This is a genomic window from Burkholderia puraquae (assembly GCF_002099195.1).
Classification (GTDB): domain Bacteria; phylum Pseudomonadota; class Gammaproteobacteria; order Burkholderiales; family Burkholderiaceae; genus Burkholderia; species Burkholderia puraquae.
The window spans coordinates 38,959-55,279 of record NZ_NBYX01000010.1 but is presented as its reverse complement, the minus strand read 5'-3'; the positions used below and the strand labels follow the sequence as shown (position 1 = coordinate 55,279).

17 protein-coding genes are annotated in these 16,321 nt (G+C 68.8%); 7 read left to right on the top strand and 10 right to left on the bottom strand.

Features of this window, described 5'->3' with window-relative positions:
* Positions 1-383: 383 nt before the first annotated feature.
* On the bottom strand, positions 384-1,166 hold the full coding sequence (locus B7G54_RS19905; protein WP_011355847.1) for an ABC transporter substrate-binding protein: 783 nt from the start codon (positions 1,164-1,166) through the stop codon (positions 384-386).
* Positions 1,167-1,400: 234 nt separating this feature from the next.
* On the opposite strand from B7G54_RS19905, the gene B7G54_RS19900 reads away from it, so the two are divergent.
* Positions 1,401-1,820: an MbcA/ParS/Xre antitoxin family protein gene (locus tag B7G54_RS19900; protein ID WP_085040636.1), complete on the top strand. Its 420-nt coding sequence runs from the start codon at positions 1,401-1,403 to the stop codon at positions 1,818-1,820.
* A 2-nt stretch (positions 1,821-1,822) separates the two neighbouring features.
* A complete protein-coding gene (locus tag B7G54_RS19895) occupies positions 1,823-2,518 on the top strand; it encodes an RES family NAD+ phosphorylase (RefSeq protein ID WP_085040635.1) in 696 nt (231 codons plus the stop codon).
* Positions 2,519-2,558: 40 nt separating this feature from the next.
* Here B7G54_RS19895 and B7G54_RS19890 read toward each other — a convergent pair whose 3' ends face one another.
* Positions 2,559-3,290, bottom strand: coding sequence for a metallophosphoesterase (locus B7G54_RS19890; RefSeq protein WP_085040634.1), 732 nt, complete (start codon positions 3,288-3,290; stop codon positions 2,559-2,561).
* A 137-nt stretch (positions 3,291-3,427) separates the two neighbouring features.
* On the opposite strand from B7G54_RS19890, the gene B7G54_RS19885 reads away from it, so the two are divergent.
* Positions 3,428-4,081: a DUF1345 domain-containing protein gene (locus B7G54_RS19885; protein ID WP_085040633.1), complete on the top strand. Its 654-nt coding sequence runs from the start codon at positions 3,428-3,430 to the stop codon at positions 4,079-4,081.
* Positions 4,082-4,111: 30 nt separating this feature from the next.
* Here the strand turns inward: B7G54_RS19885 and B7G54_RS19880 are convergent, their stop codons facing one another.
* Both B7G54_RS19880 and B7G54_RS19875 read right to left on the bottom strand, forming a co-directional pair.
* Positions 4,112-4,780 carry a glutathione S-transferase gene (locus B7G54_RS19880; protein ID WP_085040632.1) on the bottom strand — a complete coding sequence of 223 codons (669 nt, stop codon included), beginning with the start codon at positions 4,778-4,780 and terminating at the stop codon, positions 4,112-4,114.
* Positions 4,781-4,891: 111 nt separating this feature from the next.
* Positions 4,892-5,599: a class I SAM-dependent methyltransferase gene (locus B7G54_RS19875; RefSeq protein WP_085040631.1), complete on the bottom strand. Its 708-nt coding sequence runs from the start codon at positions 5,597-5,599 to the stop codon at positions 4,892-4,894.
* 307 nt (positions 5,600-5,906) lie between these two features.
* Between B7G54_RS19875 and B7G54_RS19870 the strand changes: the two genes are divergently transcribed.
* Entirely contained in the window at positions 5,907-7,559 is a 1,653-nt protein-coding gene (locus tag B7G54_RS19870) for a DUF3459 domain-containing protein (RefSeq protein ID WP_085040791.1), read from the top strand.
* 68 nt (positions 7,560-7,627) lie between these two features.
* Here B7G54_RS19870 and B7G54_RS19865 read toward each other — a convergent pair whose 3' ends face one another.
* The 5 genes from B7G54_RS19865 to B7G54_RS19845 all read right to left on the bottom strand — a co-directional run bounded on the left by B7G54_RS19865 (position 7,628) and on the right by B7G54_RS19845 (position 12,324).
* Positions 7,628-8,212, bottom strand: a complete 585-nt coding sequence (locus tag B7G54_RS19865; RefSeq protein WP_085040630.1) for a thiamine phosphate synthase — start codon at positions 8,210-8,212, stop codon at positions 7,628-7,630.
* 22 nt (positions 8,213-8,234) lie between these two features.
* Entirely contained in the window at positions 8,235-9,578 is a 1,344-nt protein-coding gene (locus B7G54_RS19860) for a hemolysin family protein (RefSeq protein WP_085040629.1), read from the bottom strand.
* Between the two features lie 76 nt (positions 9,579-9,654).
* A complete protein-coding gene (locus B7G54_RS19855) occupies positions 9,655-10,434 on the bottom strand; it encodes a sensor histidine kinase (protein WP_085040628.1) in 780 nt (259 codons plus the stop codon).
* A 67-nt stretch (positions 10,435-10,501) separates the two neighbouring features.
* On the bottom strand, positions 10,502-11,425 hold the full coding sequence (locus B7G54_RS19850; protein WP_085040627.1) for a DMT family transporter: 924 nt from the start codon (positions 11,423-11,425) through the stop codon (positions 10,502-10,504).
* A gap of 41 nt (positions 11,426-11,466) precedes the next feature.
* A complete protein-coding gene (locus B7G54_RS19845; protein WP_085040626.1) occupies positions 11,467-12,324 on the bottom strand; it encodes a LysR family transcriptional regulator in 858 nt (285 codons plus the stop codon).
* A gap of 115 nt (positions 12,325-12,439) precedes the next feature.
* Here B7G54_RS19845 and B7G54_RS19840 point away from each other — a divergent pair, with 115 nt between their 5' ends.
* The 3 genes from B7G54_RS19840 (at position 12,440) to B7G54_RS19830 (ending at position 15,469) form a co-directional block, all read left to right on the top strand.
* Complete coding sequence (locus B7G54_RS19840; protein WP_085040625.1) at positions 12,440-12,823, top strand: tautomerase family protein; 384 nt, start codon at positions 12,440-12,442, stop codon at positions 12,821-12,823.
* Positions 12,824-12,949: 126 nt separating this feature from the next.
* Complete coding sequence (locus B7G54_RS19835) at positions 12,950-14,584, top strand: CHAD domain-containing protein (protein WP_085040624.1); 1,635 nt, start codon at positions 12,950-12,952, stop codon at positions 14,582-14,584.
* 48 nt (positions 14,585-14,632) lie between these two features.
* Complete coding sequence (locus B7G54_RS19830) at positions 14,633-15,469, top strand: TOBE domain-containing protein (protein WP_085040623.1); 837 nt, start codon at positions 14,633-14,635, stop codon at positions 15,467-15,469.
* Positions 15,470-15,608: 139 nt separating this feature from the next.
* Here the strand turns inward: B7G54_RS19830 and B7G54_RS19825 are convergent, their stop codons facing one another.
* Positions 15,609-16,310 (bottom strand): sulfate/molybdate ABC transporter ATP-binding protein, encoded by a 702-nt coding sequence (locus B7G54_RS19825; RefSeq protein WP_085040622.1) that lies wholly within the window; start codon positions 16,308-16,310, stop codon positions 15,609-15,611.
* Between the last annotated feature and the right edge of the window lie 11 nt (positions 16,311-16,321).

Here is a 16,321-nt window from a genome sequence, read left to right as displayed (position 1 = left end):
AGCCGGCCGGCATGCATCGACAGGCCATCTCTCCGCGCCCGGTGCGAGGCGGATCCGGCTGATTGCCGGTCATCCGCGCCGGGTCGGCACTTTCCTGCATGCGAACCCGATTCGCAAGGGCATGTGCGCACGGGCGCCGGTACCTCGACGCCCGGTCTTCGCATACTGACTGAAGCTGCACGATATTCGTTCGCGTCGGCCATCGCCGCCGCGAACAATCGATCTGCAATCCGAATGAAGCGCGATGCGGCATGGCGCGCGTGCGACGGATGATGCATTCGATGCGACGGCAAACGGCGCCATGCCGTTGCCGTCCGGTGGTGAGGGGAGGGGCGGTCGGACGCGCGCGACGGGAGTGGCGCCCGTACGCGCGCGACGCCGTTTCAGCCGCCGTAGATGTCGAAGTCGAAGTACTTCGACGCGAGCCGCTTGTAGGTGCCGTCCTTGACCATGTCGAGGATGGCGCCATCGATCTTCGCCTTCAGGTCGGTGTCCTCCTTGCGCAGCCCGATGCCGGCGCCGATGCCGAGCACCTTGTCGTCGACGAGCTCGGGGCCGACGAACGTGTAGTTCGCGCCGCGCGACGATTTCAGGAACCCGATCGCGGCCTGCACTTCATCCTGCAGCGCCGCGTCGAGGCGGCCCGAGGTCAGGTCCGCGTACACGCCGTCCTGGTTCTGGTACGACACGACGTTCGCGCCTTGCTTGCCCCAGTACGCCTTCGCATAGGTTTCCTGCGTCGTGCCCTGCTCGACGCCGATCGATTTGCCCTTCAGCGATTCGGCCGTCGGCAGCAGCGGCGAGCCCTTCTTCACGACGAGCCGCGTCGGCTGGTTGTAGATCTTCGTCGTGAAGCCGATCTGCTGCGCACGCTGCGGCGTGATCGACATCGACGACAGTACCGCGTCGAATTTCTTCGCCTTCAGCGCCGGAATCATCCCGTCGAAATCGTTCTCGAGCCACACGCACTTCGCCTTCAGGCGCGCACAGATCTCGTTGCCGAGGTCGATGTCGAAGCCGACGAGCTTGCCGTCGGGTGCCTTCGACTCGAACGGCGCGTAGCTGGCATCGGTGCCGAAGCGGATCGTGGTCCAGTCCTTCGCGACGGCGGGGCCTGCGGATACCGCGAGCAGGGCGATCGAAACAGCGGCAATCAGTCTCTTCATGGTGCGTTCCTTGGCGGGGTGCTTCCGGGTTCTGTGCGACACGGTTTCACGGACACGAACCGCATCTGCGCATGGTGTCCGCACGGCCATTAACGCAGAAAATAAAATAAGAGTCCAGAATGGACAAAAAATATCATTTTGTTGGGGGCGCAAGGCGGTTGGCGGGTGTCGACCCTTGCAAAAATACGAAAATGGACTAATCTTGTTAGTAGATTCATTCCGAGACTAACGATCATGTCACAGCCCGCCTACGATTCGCATTCCGCCCCGCCACAGGCCTCGGTCGCGCAGATGTCGGCGGCCGGCCTGCGCGCGTTTTTCAACATCGCGCGCGACTGGGAACTGACGATCGACGAGCAGATCGTGCTGCTCGGGTCGCCCGGCCGTTCGACGTTCTTCAAGTGGAAGGCCACGCCGGAATCGGCGCGGCTGCCGCGCGATACGCTGGAACGGCTATCGCTGTTGCTCGGCATCTACAAGGCGCTGCAGATCCTGCTGCCGCAGCCGTCCGCGGCCGATGCCTGGGTCAAGCGGCCCAACGACGCGGCGCCGTTCGGCGGCAAGCGCGCACTCGACCGGATGCTCGCCGGCAACGTCGGCGATCTGGTCGCCGTCCGGCAATATCTCGACGCGATGCGAGGTGGCTGGGCGTGACGATGCCGATCCAAGCACAACAATGGCCCACGACCGCGATCGACTGGGCACCTGCCTATCGCGTGATCCCCACCCGTTTTCCGGCGATCAACCTGTTCGACCGCGTGGCATCGGCGGACGATTTCGATGCGCTTTACGCGCTCGAATCGCTGACCAACGACCGCATCCGCAACGAAGTCGGCACGCTCGACCTCGTGCCGCCCGCCGAGCGTCGCTACGGGCAGGGCTGGGGGCCGATCATGGCCGCGTTCACGCACCTGAATCCGCAGGGCAGCCGCTTTTCCGACGGCAGCTATGGCGTGTTCTACTGCGCGCGCGCTCGCGATACGGCGATCGCCGAAACGCGCTATCACAGCACCCTGTTCCTGGCTGCGACGAAGGAACCGCCGATGCGCCAGCAGATGCGGCTCTATACGGTGATCGCGCAAGGCGACGTGGCCGACATCCGCATGTGGCCGAAACGCGATCCGGCGTTGCTGCACCCGCTCGATTACAGCGCCGGGCAGGCGCTCGGTCGCGCGGTGCGCAATGCCGGCGTCGCGGGGATCGTCTATCCGTCGGTGCGCGACCCGCGCGGCGAGTGCCTGGCGGCGTTCCGCACCGCGCTGCTGCGCGACTGCCATCACGCGGCCTACCTCGAATACAACTGGAACGGCTCGGTCGTCGATGCGGTGTTCGAGCTGAACCAGGTCGGCTAGGGCCCGCTCGCGCGCGTCAGGGCATCAGGGCATCAGCGCGTCAGGGTAACGGCCAGTCGCCTGCGTGGCGTTCGCGCGCTTCGGCCTGCGTCATCGACCAGGTGCGTCCGGTGCGGGGCTCGGCGAGCGTGAGCCGACCGGCCGGCGCGAACGCGCCCGTGTCGATAAACCACTGCGCGCCGATCCGCTGCGGTGCGCGCACCGGCGTGTGTCCGGTGCAGGTCAGCGACAGCCCGGCCTGCCGCGCCGGATCGGCGAGCCCCTGGACGAGATCGCGGCCCCAGATCAGCCGCTCGCGCACGTCGTGCGAATAGCTGCCCGTGTCGAGATCGGCGTCCGAGCCGAAGAATTCCGCATGCAGCACGTTGAAGCGCCCGGGGCCGTCGCCGATCACGCGCACCAGCGGCAGCGCGTCGACGCGCGCCGCGTGCGCGTGCAGCCGTTCCGGCGGCAGGTCGGCGCCCCAGTCGCCGCCGATTCCGCGCCACGCGTCGGGCGACAGCTTGCCGCGCGCCACGAGGCTCATCACTTCCTCGTGATTGCCGCGCACGACGTGGCACCACGGGCGGTCGAGCAGGTCGAGCGTGGTTTCGGATGCAGGGCCGCGGTCGACGAGGTCGCCGACCGAAAACAGGCGGTCGCGCGCCGGATCGAAGCGGATGTCGTGCAGCAGTGCGCGCAGCACATCCACGCAGCCGTGCAGGTCGCCGACGACGAAGTCGCGGCCGGCCGTGTTCGCCGGATGGCGGCAGAGGGGGGCGGTGGCAGTCATCCCCTTATCTTAGGCGCTCGCGCCCATCGCCACGTCACGTTGGAATGACGATAATCGGGGCAGTACCCATCGGTGCGGTGCGACGGGCTGCCCCGCGCACCGGCCGAACCCTTTCCATCTGCTTTCGGAATCACACGATGACGCTTTATCCCCAGGTATTACGCAACCGGCCGCGCATGGTCGCCGCGTTCGTCGCCGGCGTACTGTGCGCGCTGCTGCTGCCGTTTCCGCTGCGTCCGACCGTGCGTGCGCTGATCGGCTGGGATTGCACGATCTGGCTGTATCTCGTGCTGATGTGGGTGCGCATGGTCACCGCGCATCATCACAAGGTGCGCGAAGTCGCGATCCGCGAGGATGAAAACGCGACGACCGTGCTGACCGTCGTGTGCCTCGCGACCGTCGCGAGCGTCGCCGCGATCGCGATCGAGCTCGCGACCGCCAAGAGCGTCGGCTTCAGCGCGGGGCTCAGCCACTACGCGATCACGGGCGCGACGCTGTTCGGCGCGTGGTTCCTGATCCCGACGATCTTCACGCTGCACTATGCGCGGCTCTATTACGGCTCGCCGAGCAACGATCGCGCGCTGCGTTTCCCGGACCAGAAACCGGAGCCCGATTACTGGGATTTCCTGTATTTCGCGTTCACGCTCGCGGTCGCGTCGCAGACGGCCGACGTGTCGCTGGCGAACCGCTCTGCGCGACGCTCGGTGCTCGCGCAGTCGATCCTGTCGTTCTACTTCAACATGGCCGTGCTCGGGCTGTCGATCAACGTCGCGGCGGGCCTGCTGAGTTGACGCAGGCCAGGGCTACTAGCGCTACTAGGGCTACTTGAGCAGGTCGTACGGGCCGCCGCGCTCCAGCGCCCGCTGGTACGCGGGCCGTGCGTGGATCGCGTCGAGGAAACGCGCGATCGCGGGATACCGGCTGCCGCCCCCGCGCGCGGTCGCGGCTTCGAGCGGAAAGCTCATCTGGATGTCGGCTGCGCTGAAGCCGTCGCCGACGAACCAGCCGGTGCGGCTCAACGTGTCGTCGAGGTAGCCGAGATGCAGGGCGATCTGAGGATCGACGAAGCCCGACTGCAGCGTCGCGGCGATCTTGCGCGCGATCGGCCGTGCGAAGAACGGCATCGGCGCGTGCGCGATCCGCAGCGCGACGAGCTTGAGCAGCAGCGGCGGCATCGCCGACCCTTCCGCATAGTGCAGCCAGTACGTGTAATCGTGCCGCTCGGGTGTGCCGGGCGGCGGCGCCAGGCGCCCGTTGCCGTAGCGTTCGACGAGGGTCTCGATGATCGCGCCCGATTCGGCGTACGTGCGGCCGTCGTCGGTGACGACCGGCGACTTGCCGAGCGGATGGATCGCGCGCAATTCGGGCGGCGCGAGCATCGTCTTCGGATCGCGTTCGTAGCGCACGATCTCGTACGGCACATCCAGTTCTTCGAGCAGCCAGAGCACGCGCTGCGAGCGCGAGTTGTTCAGGTGATGGACGGTGAGCATGTCGACGCCGGAAGTGGGGGCGGGAACGACATCATACCCAGCGCGTGCGGCGCGCACGCGACGCGCGTTGCGCGCCGCGACGCGCCGCATCCAGCCGGCCGTCCCGATCCGTCATGCACGCCGCACCGCGATCCACGCACCCCAGAACAGGCTCGCGAAAAAGCGCAGCGGCGCATCGAAGCCCGCCTCGCGCAGCAGGCCGAACACGGCGTCTTCGGACGCGGGCGGATCGGCGCCCTGCAGGATCTTTGCGAGTTGCGCGCGCACGGTGTCGGGCGTCGCGCCTTTCATGCGCCAGCGCTGCTGCCATGCGTCGAGCAGGCGAGGGTGGTCCGCGTAGCGGCGATGGTTGCCGGCAAGCACGAGCGGCGCACCGGGTTTCAGGCGTCGCGCAATCGCATGCAGCAGCGCCGCCTTCGCTTCGTCGCCCGGGACGTGATGCAGCACGCCGATCAACGTCGCGCCGTCGAACGCGGGCGTGTCGGGGAGGGCATCGACACCGTCCTCGACGAATGTCGTGCGCGCGTCGAATCCCGCGGCTTCGACGTTCGAGCGCGCGAGCGCGAGCATCGGCGCGGACGGGTCGACGGCCGTGAACCGCCAGCCCGGCTCGAGCGCGGCCGCCACGCAGATTTCCTGCCCCGTGCCGCCCGCACCCGCGACGAGAATCCGCGCATCGGGTGCAGCGATCGCCGACGCGAGCATGCACGCGGTGAGTTCGTGGCAGGCATCGTAGCCGGCGAGCGCGATACGGGATTGCTCGGCGTAGTCGTGTGCGCGTGCCGGATCGAATTTGGCGGCGCTGGCGGGAAGCGACATGACGGGTTCCTCGGGTCGGGCGCGGACGACGTGTCCGCGAACATGGCGCAGAGCGTAAGCGTGCGCTGCCGGTGCAACAAGGCGAGCAGCCATTCCGGTATGGCTGCTACCTGATTCGCCGGCACCTGCCGGACTGCGGGTTTTCCCGGGGTCGATTCGTATTTAAAAATGTCCTGAAACGATGCATCGCGGTGGCGAATCCGGCGCATACTCGTTTCTCTCCCCCCGCCTGGCCGTCGCATGCCGGGCCCCGATGTGCCGCGCCGCTGGCGTGGCCATGCCGCTCGGTACGCACGAGGAGCGCATGATGTCCGATTGTCCGCACGATCCGTATGCGCAGCACTACATTCACTGCTTGCCGTTCGGCGCTCAGCCCTGTGGCGCGTTCTGCGCGACGCCGCGCACGCATTTTCGCGTGTGGGCGCCGGGCAGCACGCAGGTCCAGCTCGAACTCGATAGCGGCTTCGGCCCGTTGCTCGTCCCGATGACGGCCGCCGGCAGGAACTGGTTCGAAGTCTTTGTCGATTGTGGTGCAGGTGCGCTTTACCGCTATCGCCTCGACGATGCGGTGTCGATTCCCGATCCCGCGTCGCGCTCGCAACCCGAAGGGCTCAACGGCCCGAGCGAGGTCGTCGATCCGCGCGCGTTCACTTGGCGCAACACGTTCTGGCGTGGGCGCGCATGGGAAGACATCGCGCTCTATGCGATTCGCCCACATGCGGTGGGCGGCTTCGACGGCGTGCGCCGGCGCCTGCCGCAACTCGCGCGCCTTGGGGTGACCGCGCTGGAACTGCTGGCGTCGCCGCACGACAGCCTGCCGTTCGCGCCACTCGCGGCCGAAGGCGGCCCCGACGCGCTGAAGGCGCTGATCGACGACGCGCACGGCTACGGCCTCGCGGTGCTGCTGGAGCTCGATTACGCGCGCTTCGGCAGCGGCACCGATGCGCTGCGCCACTACGCGGCACCGTTCTTCCATACGCGCGACGATCCGCTGCAGGCGCCGCCGCTCGCGCTCGATCATCCGGAAGTCTGCGATTTCTTCTGCGACAACGCGCTGTACTGGATCGACGAGTACCGTTGCGACGGGCTGCGCCTGCGCGAAGCCGACCGGATCGGCGTGTCGTGGCTGCGCGAGATCGCGGATCGCGTGCGCGCGGCCGTGCCGGCCGACCGGCTGATCCATCTCGTACTCGGCAGCGAACGGCATCCGGCGCATCTTGCCGATACCCATTTCGATGCACAGTGGAACGGGTGCGGCGAACGCGCGCTGCACCGGCTGACGGGGCGCGACACGTCGGCCCACGAAGGCATTTCCGCGCACCAGTCGATCCACACGCTCGCCCGCGCGCTGACCGCGGCCGGGGCGGCGTTCCAGCCGGTCCGGTCGGGCGAGGGCATGACTGCCGACGGCGGGCTGTCGTTGACGTCGCTGGTGCTGTCCGATGGCGCGTGGCGCGACAGCGGGCAGGGCGGCCACGGACAGGAGGCCGGTCTGGCCGCGCTTGCGCTGTCGCTGCTCACGCCGCAGATCCCGTTGATCTTCGACGAAACCGCACGCGACGCCGATCGCGCGCATTTCGTGCAGTCGGCGCTCGCGGTGCGCGCGAAGCTGATCGCACCGCGGCTATCCGATTGCCGGCCGCAGGATGCGAGCGCGCTGAAGTCGGACGGCGACGGCGATGCCGACGCGCTGCTTGCATCGTGGTGGCTCGCCGACGACGAGACGCTGACCATTGCGTTGAACCTGTCCCCCGAGGCGCTGCCGTTCGACGCACCGAAAGGGCGGGTCGTGTTCGAGACGCCGGCGCGTGCGCGCGACCGGGTCGATGAAGGGGTGTTGCCGCCGTATTCGCTCGTCGCGTGGCTGACGGGCGACGTCAACCGGTATGCGCTCACGCACGATGCGCGTCGTATCGACGACGGCGCCTGGCGCGGATGGCGTCCGAACCTGAACGCATGAGCGCGTGAGCGTGTGAAGGTGCAAGAGACCGAACCGCCGGGCGCAGCTGCGCCGCAGGAAACCCCGAACTACCAGAACCCGCGAATGCCTGCGATGCCGTATGCGCCGTGGCGGCGTGCATCGTCGAGGTGCGCGCGCGTCATGCCGCCGAGCGCGAAGACGGGCATGGCGGCCTCGGCGGCCAGCGCGTCGAACTGCGTCCAGCCGAGCGTCGGCGCACCGGGATGGCTGAGCGTCGGCAATACGGGCGACAGCGTGACGAAATCCGCGCCGGCGCGCGCGGCCAGCAGCAGGTCGGCGCGCGTGTGGCAGGCGGCGGACACCCAGCGTCCGGCCGGCAACGGCCGCTGCGCGGCGGTGCGCAACGCGGTGCCGTCGAGGTGCCAGCCGGCGCCGTCGAGCTGCATCACGCCGGCCGCATCGATCGGGCCGTTCAGCATCAGGTGTGCGCCGGCCGCATCGCAGCGCGCAAGCGCTTCGGCGGCGAGTGAAGCGAACGCGGCTGCGTCGAGCGTCTTCACACGCAGTTGCACGAGCGTCTCGCCGCGCGCGAGCACGGCCGACAGCCGGTCGAGGAACGCCGCGCAATCGGCCGCACACGCGGACGCCGGTTCCGGCGTGATCACGCAGCAGCGCGGCAGCGTGGCGTTCATCGCGTGCGGCGAAGCGCGGCCGTCATTCGTCGGCCTCTTTCGCGATCTTCGGGTAGACGCGCACGAGCACGATGCGCGGCCCGTTCATCTTCTTCACGACGACGTCGAAGCGGTCGAACGTCACGCGTTGCCCTTCGGTCGGCAGGTCGCTGAGCGCCTGGATCACGAGGCCGCCGACCGATTCCGCGCGGCCTTCGTCGATGTCGATGCCGAGCGCCTGTTCGAGCGACACGACGGGCAGGCTGCCCTTGCCCATCAGCGTGCCGTCGTCGAGGCGGCTCCAGTCGGCGTCGCCCTGGCGGAATTCGTCGTGGATCTGGCCGACCAGCGCGCCGAGCAGGTTGTCGAGCGTCAGGAAGCCGATCGGCTTCTCGCCCTTGTTGCCGACCAGCGCGAAGTGCGGCGCGCCTTTGCGGAAGCGGCGGAACAGATCGAGCGCCGGCGTGTCGGGCTTCACGTACTGCACGGGGCGCACGTAGTCGGACAGGTCTTCGAGCGCCGCGCCCGCGTGGCGCGCGAGCAGCAGGTCCTTCAGGTGGATCAGCCCGCTCACCTGTTCGCGCGACGCATCCTCGAACAGCGGATAGCGGCTGAAGCGGTGCCGCGCGACGATCTCCATGTTGTCGGGCAGCGGCAGGTCGCGGCGCAGGCCGATCATTTCATGGGCCGGCCGCATCAGGTCCGACACGGTCATCGACGAAAAATCGAGCGAGTGCGCAAGCGTGTTCCATTCGTCGTTGCTGTACGTGCCGCGCGCCGGCTGTGCCGGATTGCCGGCCGTGCTGCGGCGGCTGCGCAGGATCAGCTTCAGCTCGTCGGTCGAGTAGTGCGCGTCGCCGCCGTGGTCCGCGGACAGCCCCGCGAGCCGCAGCACCGCGTTGGCGCTCGTATTGAGCACCCAGATCGCCGGGTACATCGCCCAGTAGAACGCATAGAGCGGCAGCGCGACCCACAGGCCGACCTTCTCCGACTGGCGGATCGCCATCGATTTCGGCGCCAGTTCGCCGACGACGATGTGCAGGAACGAGATCAGCGAGAACGCGAACACGAGCGAGATCAGGTGCACGACGCGTTCGGACTGTACGCCGATCAGGTCGAGCAGCGGGCCGATCAGTTGCGCGAAGGCCGGTTCGCCGACCCAGCCGAGGCCGAGCGACGCAAGCGTGATGCCGAGCTGGCACGCGGAAAGATACGCGTCGAGCCGGCCGTGCACGATGCCGAGGATGCGGCCGCGCAGGCCGTGCTTGCGGGCCAGTGTCTTGACGCGCGTGGCGCGCAATTTGACGAGGCCGAATTCGGCCGCGACGAAGAACCCGTTCAGGGCCACCAGGAACAACGCGCCGATGAGCGCGAAGATCTGTAACAAAGAATCACTCCGGTTATGACAGGCCCATCAGTATAGGGCCGGAAAGGAATCTGTAATGTCTTGGGCGGCCGATTGCTTACACCGGCGCCTCTCCGGGGATGGAGAACGTGATGGTGGCGGTTGCGCCATCGGCGAACGCGTCGTGCGAGCACGTGCCGCCGTGTGCGAGCGCGACGCGCTGGCAGAGCGCAAGCGTCCAGGCGATCCGTTTTGCGTCGCGCTCGCGCAGCATCTCGCGCCGGGCGAACGCTTCGAACGCGTGCGGCTGCGCGGGATCGGCGAGTGCGCCGGCGTTGACGGTGCAGGTGACGCGCGCGGTGAACTGCACGGCGTCGCGGGTGCACGCGAACGTCGCGCGGGCACCGGCGGCGCTGGCTTCGACGGCGGCCGTCAGCATCGTCCAGAGCGCCTGCGCGATGCGTTCGCGGTCGGCGGTCAACGACGGTTCGCCGTCCGGCAGCGTCGTGTCGAGCGTGACCTGTCGTGCGTCGGCGAGCGCGAAACGGGCGAGCGCGATCGTGTCGTCGAGCAACGGGCGCAGCGCGAACGGCTGCGGCTTGAGTGCGAGCGTGCGCGATTCCGCGCGCGGCGCGTCGAGCACGTCGTCGATCAGCGCGACCTGCTGGTCGATGCCCGTGCGAATGCCCGCGAGCGCGCGCTGCAGGTTCGGATCGGCGTTGGCGAGCTGGCGCTCGAGCACGTATGCCCAGCTATGCATTGCGTTCAGCGGGCTGCGCAGGTCGTGCGACGCGGTGGAGAGCGCCTGGTCGCGCAGGAACAGCGCCGCCTGGGTGGCGTAATGCGCTGCGCGTTCGCGCAGCAGGTCGGCGGCGGGATCGACGGAAGTGGACGTCACGGAGCAGGCCTGTCGGAAGCGGTTGGCGTGGAAGTCACGCGAACCGCCATTATAGGGACGGTGCGTGTCACGCCGGCAGCGCGTCCTCGTCCTTTTTCCGGGCGTCGCCGTTCGGCAGCAACTGGCACGCGAGCAGGCCGGCCAGCATCAGCGCGCAGCCGACGAGCGCGCGCAGCGACAGCGTTTCGCCGAGCGCGGCCCAGCCGGCGATCGCCGCGAACACGCCTTCCATGCTGAAGATCACGGCCGCGTGCGCGGGCGCCGCGTCGCGTTGCGCGACGACCTGCATCGTGTAGCCGACGCCGACCGACAGCAGGCCGCCGTACAGCAGCGTGGGCAGCGCGCCGCGCAGCATCGCGCCGCTGACCGGCTCGACGGCGAGGCCGGCCGCGAGGCACGCCACGCCGCACACGAGGAACTGCAGGAACGCGAGCACGAGCGGATCGTGGCGCTTCGCGAAATGGCCGACGGCCATCACGTGCGCGGCGATGATCACGGCGCCGGCGAGCTGGAACCAGTCGCCGTACAGCACCGAGAAGTGTTCGTCGATGCTGAGGAAATACAGGCCGATCGCCGCGAGCAGCGCGCCGAACCACGTGCCCGCACCGATCCGGTGACGGGCGAACACGCCCATCAGCGGCACGATCACGACATATAGCGAGCTGATGAAGCCCGCGTTGGCGATGCGCGTGTACTGCAGGCCGATCTGCTGCAGCGAAATCGATACCGCCAGCAGCCCGCCGAGCGCGAGGCCCGGCAGCAGCAGCGCCGGCTCACGGCGAATCGCCGCGAGCTGCGCGCGCGATGCCGTGTTCAGCATCAGCAGCGGCACCAGCACCAGCGCGCCGAGCAGGAAGCGCAGCCCCGTGAACAGGAACGGGCCGATCACGTCGAGGCTCAGGCGTTGCGCGACGAAAGCCGAGCCCCAGATCGCAGCGGCGGCGAGCATCAGCAGGTTGGCACGGAGGTGCTTGCGGGCGTCGGGCTTCATCGGAATTCTTCTGGAGATTGCGGGCGGCGAAACCCGTCAGTTTACGCCGAGATTGCAAGGCTGTCGGCAAACCTGCGCAACGCGGCGGCGGCGCGTGCGTCGCGCACCCGCGAATACAGCACGACCTGCGACAGCGGCAGCGGCGGCAGCCCGAATTTCGCGCCGACGTCGACCAGCGTGCGCGGCGCGACACGCCGCGCCAGCGGGCAGACGGCGAGCCCCGCGGCGGCGGCGGCCGTGACCGCCGCGACGCCGCCGCCCGTAAAGCGCTCGCGCCACGGCCGTCCCGCATGGTCGAGCGCGCGCAGCGCGGCGGCCCGCACGCCGCACGGGCCGGCCAGCACCGCGAGCGGCAGCGGCTCGCCCGCGCGCGGCGCCCAGTCCGGCGCGGCGAGCCAGGCCAGCGGTTCGGAAAACAGCAGCGTGCCGTCTTCGCGCGGCGGGTCTTCGCCCGGCTCGTGCCGCACGATCACCGCATCGAACCGGCGTTCGTCGTATTGCGCGAGCAGGTTCGTCGACGTTCCGAGATGCATTTCGAGCGACAACCCCGGATCCTGCCGGTGCAGGCTCGTGAGCACGGCCGGCAGGTCGGGCACCGCGACGTGCTCGCTGACGCCGAGCGACAGGCGGTACGTGCCAGCCGAGATCGCGCCGAGCGCATGTTCGTGCGCGTCGAGCAGTGCGCGGGCGGCCGGCAGGAAATGCTCGCCGTCGGCGGCCAGCTTGACCACGCGCGGCGTGCGCGCGAGCAGCGGCGTGCCGAGGTGGGCCTCCAGCCGTTTCAGCTTCAGGCTGACGGCCGATTGCGTGGTGCCGAGCGCATCGGCGGCGCGCGTGAAGCTGGCGAGATCGGCGACCAGCACGAACGCGCGTACGGCATCGAGGTCAAGGACTTTCATTTCTGATGTAAATGGATGAAATATTCATCAATGACTGTTCATTATAGTTCGGCGAGCCTAACCTGACGCTGTGTTTCCGTTCTTCAACGTCAACTTCACCGACAGGAGCAGGACCATGCCATTCACCCGTATCGCACTCCGCGAAGGCAAACCGGCCGCCTACCGCGCGGCGCTCGTCGATGGTGTGCATCGCGCGCTGATGCACACGTTCAACGTGCCCGAGGACGACATCTTCATGGTCGTCACCGAACATGCGGCCGAGAACTTCGTGTACGGTCGCCACTACCTCGATATCGAACGCAGCGACGATCTCGTGATGATCCAGATCACCGCGAACAACACGCGCACGCTCGAGCAGAAGCGGGCGCTGTACCGGGCGATCGCGGACAACCTCGCGCAGCAGCCGGGCGTGCGGCAGCAGGACGTATTCATCAGTCTTGTCGAGGTGCTGAAGGAGGATTGGTCATTCGGCAACGGCCTCGCGCAATACGCCGTTTGACCTGCGACAGGGCGACAGGGCCAGATCCTCGCCTGCGAGTTGGGGTGGCGTGTACTATGGAAGCAGCTTCACGGGCGACGCCGGCGCGGTCGATGCGCCGGCGATTCTTCATGTGCAGGAGCCTCCATGTCGCGTGTGCTGGAAATCGTGTTGTCGCTGTCGCTGGAAGGGTGGCCGGTCAAGGCAGCGAATCGCGCCCGCGGCACGCAGCGCGATTTCGGCGCCGAACTCGTGCGCGCGTGGCGGATCTGCCCGCAGGTCCGGATGCGCCGCGGCCATGAGCGCGTGACGATCGAGCCGTGCCAGGTCGAGGAGGCCGAGCCGAGCCCCGGCGCGAGCTGGTGGACATGGGTCGAGTCGAATGCGCACGGCAGGCGGGTCGTCGCGTCGCGCACGAAGGCGTTTGCGCCCGGTGTCACGGCACGCGAACTGTTCGACTCGGAGCATGCGGGTATCGTCGTCGCGATGCCGTTACCCGTATCCGAGGCGGCTGCCGCAGCCGAGGCCGGCGCGGCGACAGGCGAAGTCGACGACGCGGCGCCGGATACGACCGGGCGCCCGGAAGTGGGCATACCGCCGGAATCGTCGGCGCTGCGCCTCGTCAGCGAGCGGCGGCGAGGGCGGTGGGCTGACGACAGCGGCGTCGTGGTCGAGATGACGCTCGACGACGTCACGTTGCATCGCGGTAGCGAGCCGCCGCGCCGCTACGTCGAGCTGCGTCTCACTGCACCCGACTGGGAAACCCTGCCCGCGCGCACGGCCGCGTTGCACGCGCTGTTTGCCGCGGCGCGCGAACTGAGCGGCGCGTGGCCCGCATTCGTGCAACTGACGAGCGTGATCGATCGCGCATGCGCGGCCGAGCCGCCCGCCTGCGGGCCCGTCAAGGCACAGCTCGTCGACCTGACCGGCGTGCGCACGCAGCGCGCCGCGCTGTTCGCGCTGTCCGGCGACATCACCGCGCAATGGCTCGGCAACGAAGGCGGCGTGCTCGAGCACGACGATCCCGAATTCGTGCACCAGATGCGTGTCGCGCTGCGCCGCCTGCGCACGCTGATGCGCTTCTTCCCGCACTTTGCCGACCGCCAGTGGCGGGACACGCTCGGTGTCGACCTGCGCTGGCTTGCCTCACTGCTCGGCACGGTGCGCGACTGGGACGTGTTCGCGACCGAAAGCCTGCCCGCGCTGATCGCGGCCGACGGCGGCGACGGCGAGTGGAACGGCACGCTCGACGCCGCGCGCGCGCAGTGCGCGGCTGCGCGGGGCGAGTTGCGGCAGGCGCTGCATACGGCCCGCTATGCGCGCCTGACGCTCGGCTGGCTCGAATGGCTGAGCACGCTTGCGCTGCCGCCGGCAGAAGGCGGCGACGCGCCCTCGCTGCGGCGCCACGCGACGAAGCGCGTGCGGCGGCTGTTCGGTCATCTCTATGCGTCGCCGTCGCTCACGTCGCTCGACACCACGGCGCGTCATCAGGTGCGGATCGATGCGAAGCGGCTGCGCTATGCGCTCGAATTCTTCGCGTCGCTGGCGTCGCGCCGCACGCGCACCGAGACGGTCAAGACGCTCGCGCGCGTGCAGAGCGTGCTCGGCGAAGCGAACGACACGATGATCGCGCTGCATCACCTCGAAAAACTGGCGGCGCCGCCGTACCAGCTCGGGTTCGTGCGCGGCTACGGCGCGGCGCTCGAGAAGCGCGCGGCGCGCGACGCCGAGACGCTGCTGGCCAGCCTGCGGCCGCCGAAACTCGACGGCAAGCCGGGTTGAGCGGCACGCGCTGACTATAATGGCCGCCCGATTCCCGCGCGCATCCCGATGACCGACGCACCGCCTTCCTTTCCGTCCGCCGAACCGCTCGAACTGGGCGGCGAGCTATGGCTGCGCGCCGGCGAGCAGACGCTCGGCGGCGCCACGCGCATCGCACTGCTCGCGGCGATCGGCGACACCGGTTCGATCACGCGCGCGGCGAAGGCCGTCGGCCTCAGCTACAAGGCTGCGTGGGATGCCGTCGACACGATGAACAATCTCGCCGGCGAACCGCTCGTCGCACGTTCGACGGGTGGCAAGGGTGGCGGCGGCACGACGCTGACGCCGCGCGCGACGTCGCTGATCGCCGCGTTTCGCACGATCGAGCGCGAGCATCGCCGGTTCATCGAGGCAGCGAGCGCGGCCGTGGCCGGGTTCGACGTCGACTGGGCGCTGATCGGCCGGATCGGGATGAAGACCAGCGCGCGCAACCAGTTGTTCGGCAAGGTCGCCTCGATCGTGCGCGGCACCGTCAACGACGAGGTCACGCTCGCGCTGCCCGGCGGACAGCCGGTCGTTGCCGTGCTGACGCACGAGAGCGCCGACGCGCTCGGCCTGCAGGCTGGCGCGGACGCATGCGCGCTGGTGAAGGCGTCGTGGGTCGTGCTTGCGGTCGACGATGGCGGGCCCGAGCTGAAGGTGTCCGCACGGAACCAGCTGCGCGGCCGCGTGGAAACCGTCGCGGCGGGTGCGGTGAACAGCGAGGTGACGCTGGCGCTCGACGGCGGCGGGACGCTGACGGCCGTCGTGACCAACGACAGTGTCGATGCGCTGCAGCTCGACGTTGGCCGGCAGGCCATCGCGCTATTCAAGGCGTCGAGCGTGATTCTTGCGGTGACGGGCTGACGAAGCGGGCAGGGCGGGGCGAAGCCGGCATCGCACAGCGCCTGCACGGCACCGGCTTCGTTTCCGCTTTCAGCATATGCCGCTAAGCGCGGCTTCTCTCAGGCTCCAACGTGCTTGCCACGACCACGGCCTCGCGCGCTCACACGACGCGCGTCGGCCACTCGGCGTGCGGCGGGGCTGCCTGCACGCGTCCTTCGCTCAACTGCACGACCTGGTCGCCGAACGCGGCGACATCGTCGGGATCGTGCGAGATCAGCACCATCGGGATATCGAGCCGCGCCTGCAGCTCGGCGAGCTCGTGACGCATACGCTGGCGCATTGCGCCGTCGAGTGCCGCGAACGGTTCGTCGAGCAGCAGGATCCGCGGTTGCGCGACCAGTGCGCGTGCAAGCGCGACGCGCTGTTTCTGCCCGCCCGACAGTTGCGACGGATACTGCCCGGCGAGCGCTTCGAGATCGAACGCTTGCAGCCAGTACGCGACTTCCGGCGGCACCGTCTTCGCGCGCGGGTTGCGCAGCCCCGATGTCAGCCCGAACGCGATGTTCTGGCGCACGTTCAGGTGCGGAAACAACGCGTAATCCTGGAACAGGTACGCGACGCGGCGTTCGCGGGTCGGCACGTCGATGCGGCGCACGGCGTCGAACAGCGGTTCGCCGTTCAGCGCGATCGTGCCTTCGTCGGGCGACAGCAGGCCGGCGATCGCCTGCAGCGTCATGCTCTTGCCCGCGCCGGACGGCCCGAACAGCACGACGCGCTGCGTTGTCGCCGTGAACGACACATCGAGCGTGAAGCGGCGCTCGGCGTTCGCGTAGGTCTTGCGGATGTCGACGACGAGGCTCATGCGGGCCTCCG

Excerpts from the sequence above, each read along its gene's own strand:
- B7G54_RS19890 (WP_085040634.1), bottom strand. The coding sequence starts at position 3,290 with ATGACTGCCACCGCCCCCCTCTGCCGCCATCCGGCGAACACGGCCGGC.
- B7G54_RS19840 (WP_085040625.1), top strand. The coding sequence starts at position 12,440 with ATGCCATTCACCCGTATCGCACTCCGCGAAGGCAAACCGGCCGCCTAC.
- B7G54_RS19905 (WP_011355847.1), bottom strand. The coding sequence starts at position 1,166 with ATGAAGAGACTGATTGCCGCTGTTTCGATCGCCCTGCTCGCGGTATCC.
- B7G54_RS19885 (WP_085040633.1), top strand. The coding sequence starts at position 3,428 with ATGACGCTTTATCCCCAGGTATTACGCAACCGGCCGCGCATGGTCGCC.
- B7G54_RS19825 (WP_085040622.1), bottom strand. The coding sequence starts at position 16,310 with ATGAGCCTCGTCGTCGACATCCGCAAGACCTACGCGAACGCCGAGCGC.
- B7G54_RS19865 (WP_085040630.1), bottom strand. The coding sequence starts at position 8,212 with ATGAACGCCACGCTGCCGCGCTGCTGCGTGATCACGCCGGAACCGGCG.
- B7G54_RS19850 (WP_085040627.1), bottom strand. The coding sequence starts at position 11,425 with ATGAAGCCCGACGCCCGCAAGCACCTCCGTGCCAACCTGCTGATGCTC.
- B7G54_RS19880 (WP_085040632.1), bottom strand. The coding sequence starts at position 4,780 with ATGCTCACCGTCCATCACCTGAACAACTCGCGCTCGCAGCGCGTGCTC.
- B7G54_RS19830 (WP_085040623.1), top strand. The coding sequence starts at position 14,633 with ATGACCGACGCACCGCCTTCCTTTCCGTCCGCCGAACCGCTCGAACTG.
- B7G54_RS19900 (WP_085040636.1), top strand. The coding sequence starts at position 1,401 with ATGTCACAGCCCGCCTACGATTCGCATTCCGCCCCGCCACAGGCCTCG.
- B7G54_RS19895 (WP_085040635.1), top strand. The coding sequence starts at position 1,823 with ATGCCGATCCAAGCACAACAATGGCCCACGACCGCGATCGACTGGGCA.
- B7G54_RS19870 (WP_085040791.1), top strand. The coding sequence starts at position 5,907 with ATGTCCGATTGTCCGCACGATCCGTATGCGCAGCACTACATTCACTGC.
- B7G54_RS19835 (WP_085040624.1), top strand. The coding sequence starts at position 12,950 with ATGTCGCGTGTGCTGGAAATCGTGTTGTCGCTGTCGCTGGAAGGGTGG.
- B7G54_RS19845 (WP_085040626.1), bottom strand. The coding sequence starts at position 12,324 with ATGAAAGTCCTTGACCTCGATGCCGTACGCGCGTTCGTGCTGGTCGCC.
- B7G54_RS19875 (WP_085040631.1), bottom strand. The coding sequence starts at position 5,599 with ATGTCGCTTCCCGCCAGCGCCGCCAAATTCGATCCGGCACGCGCACAC.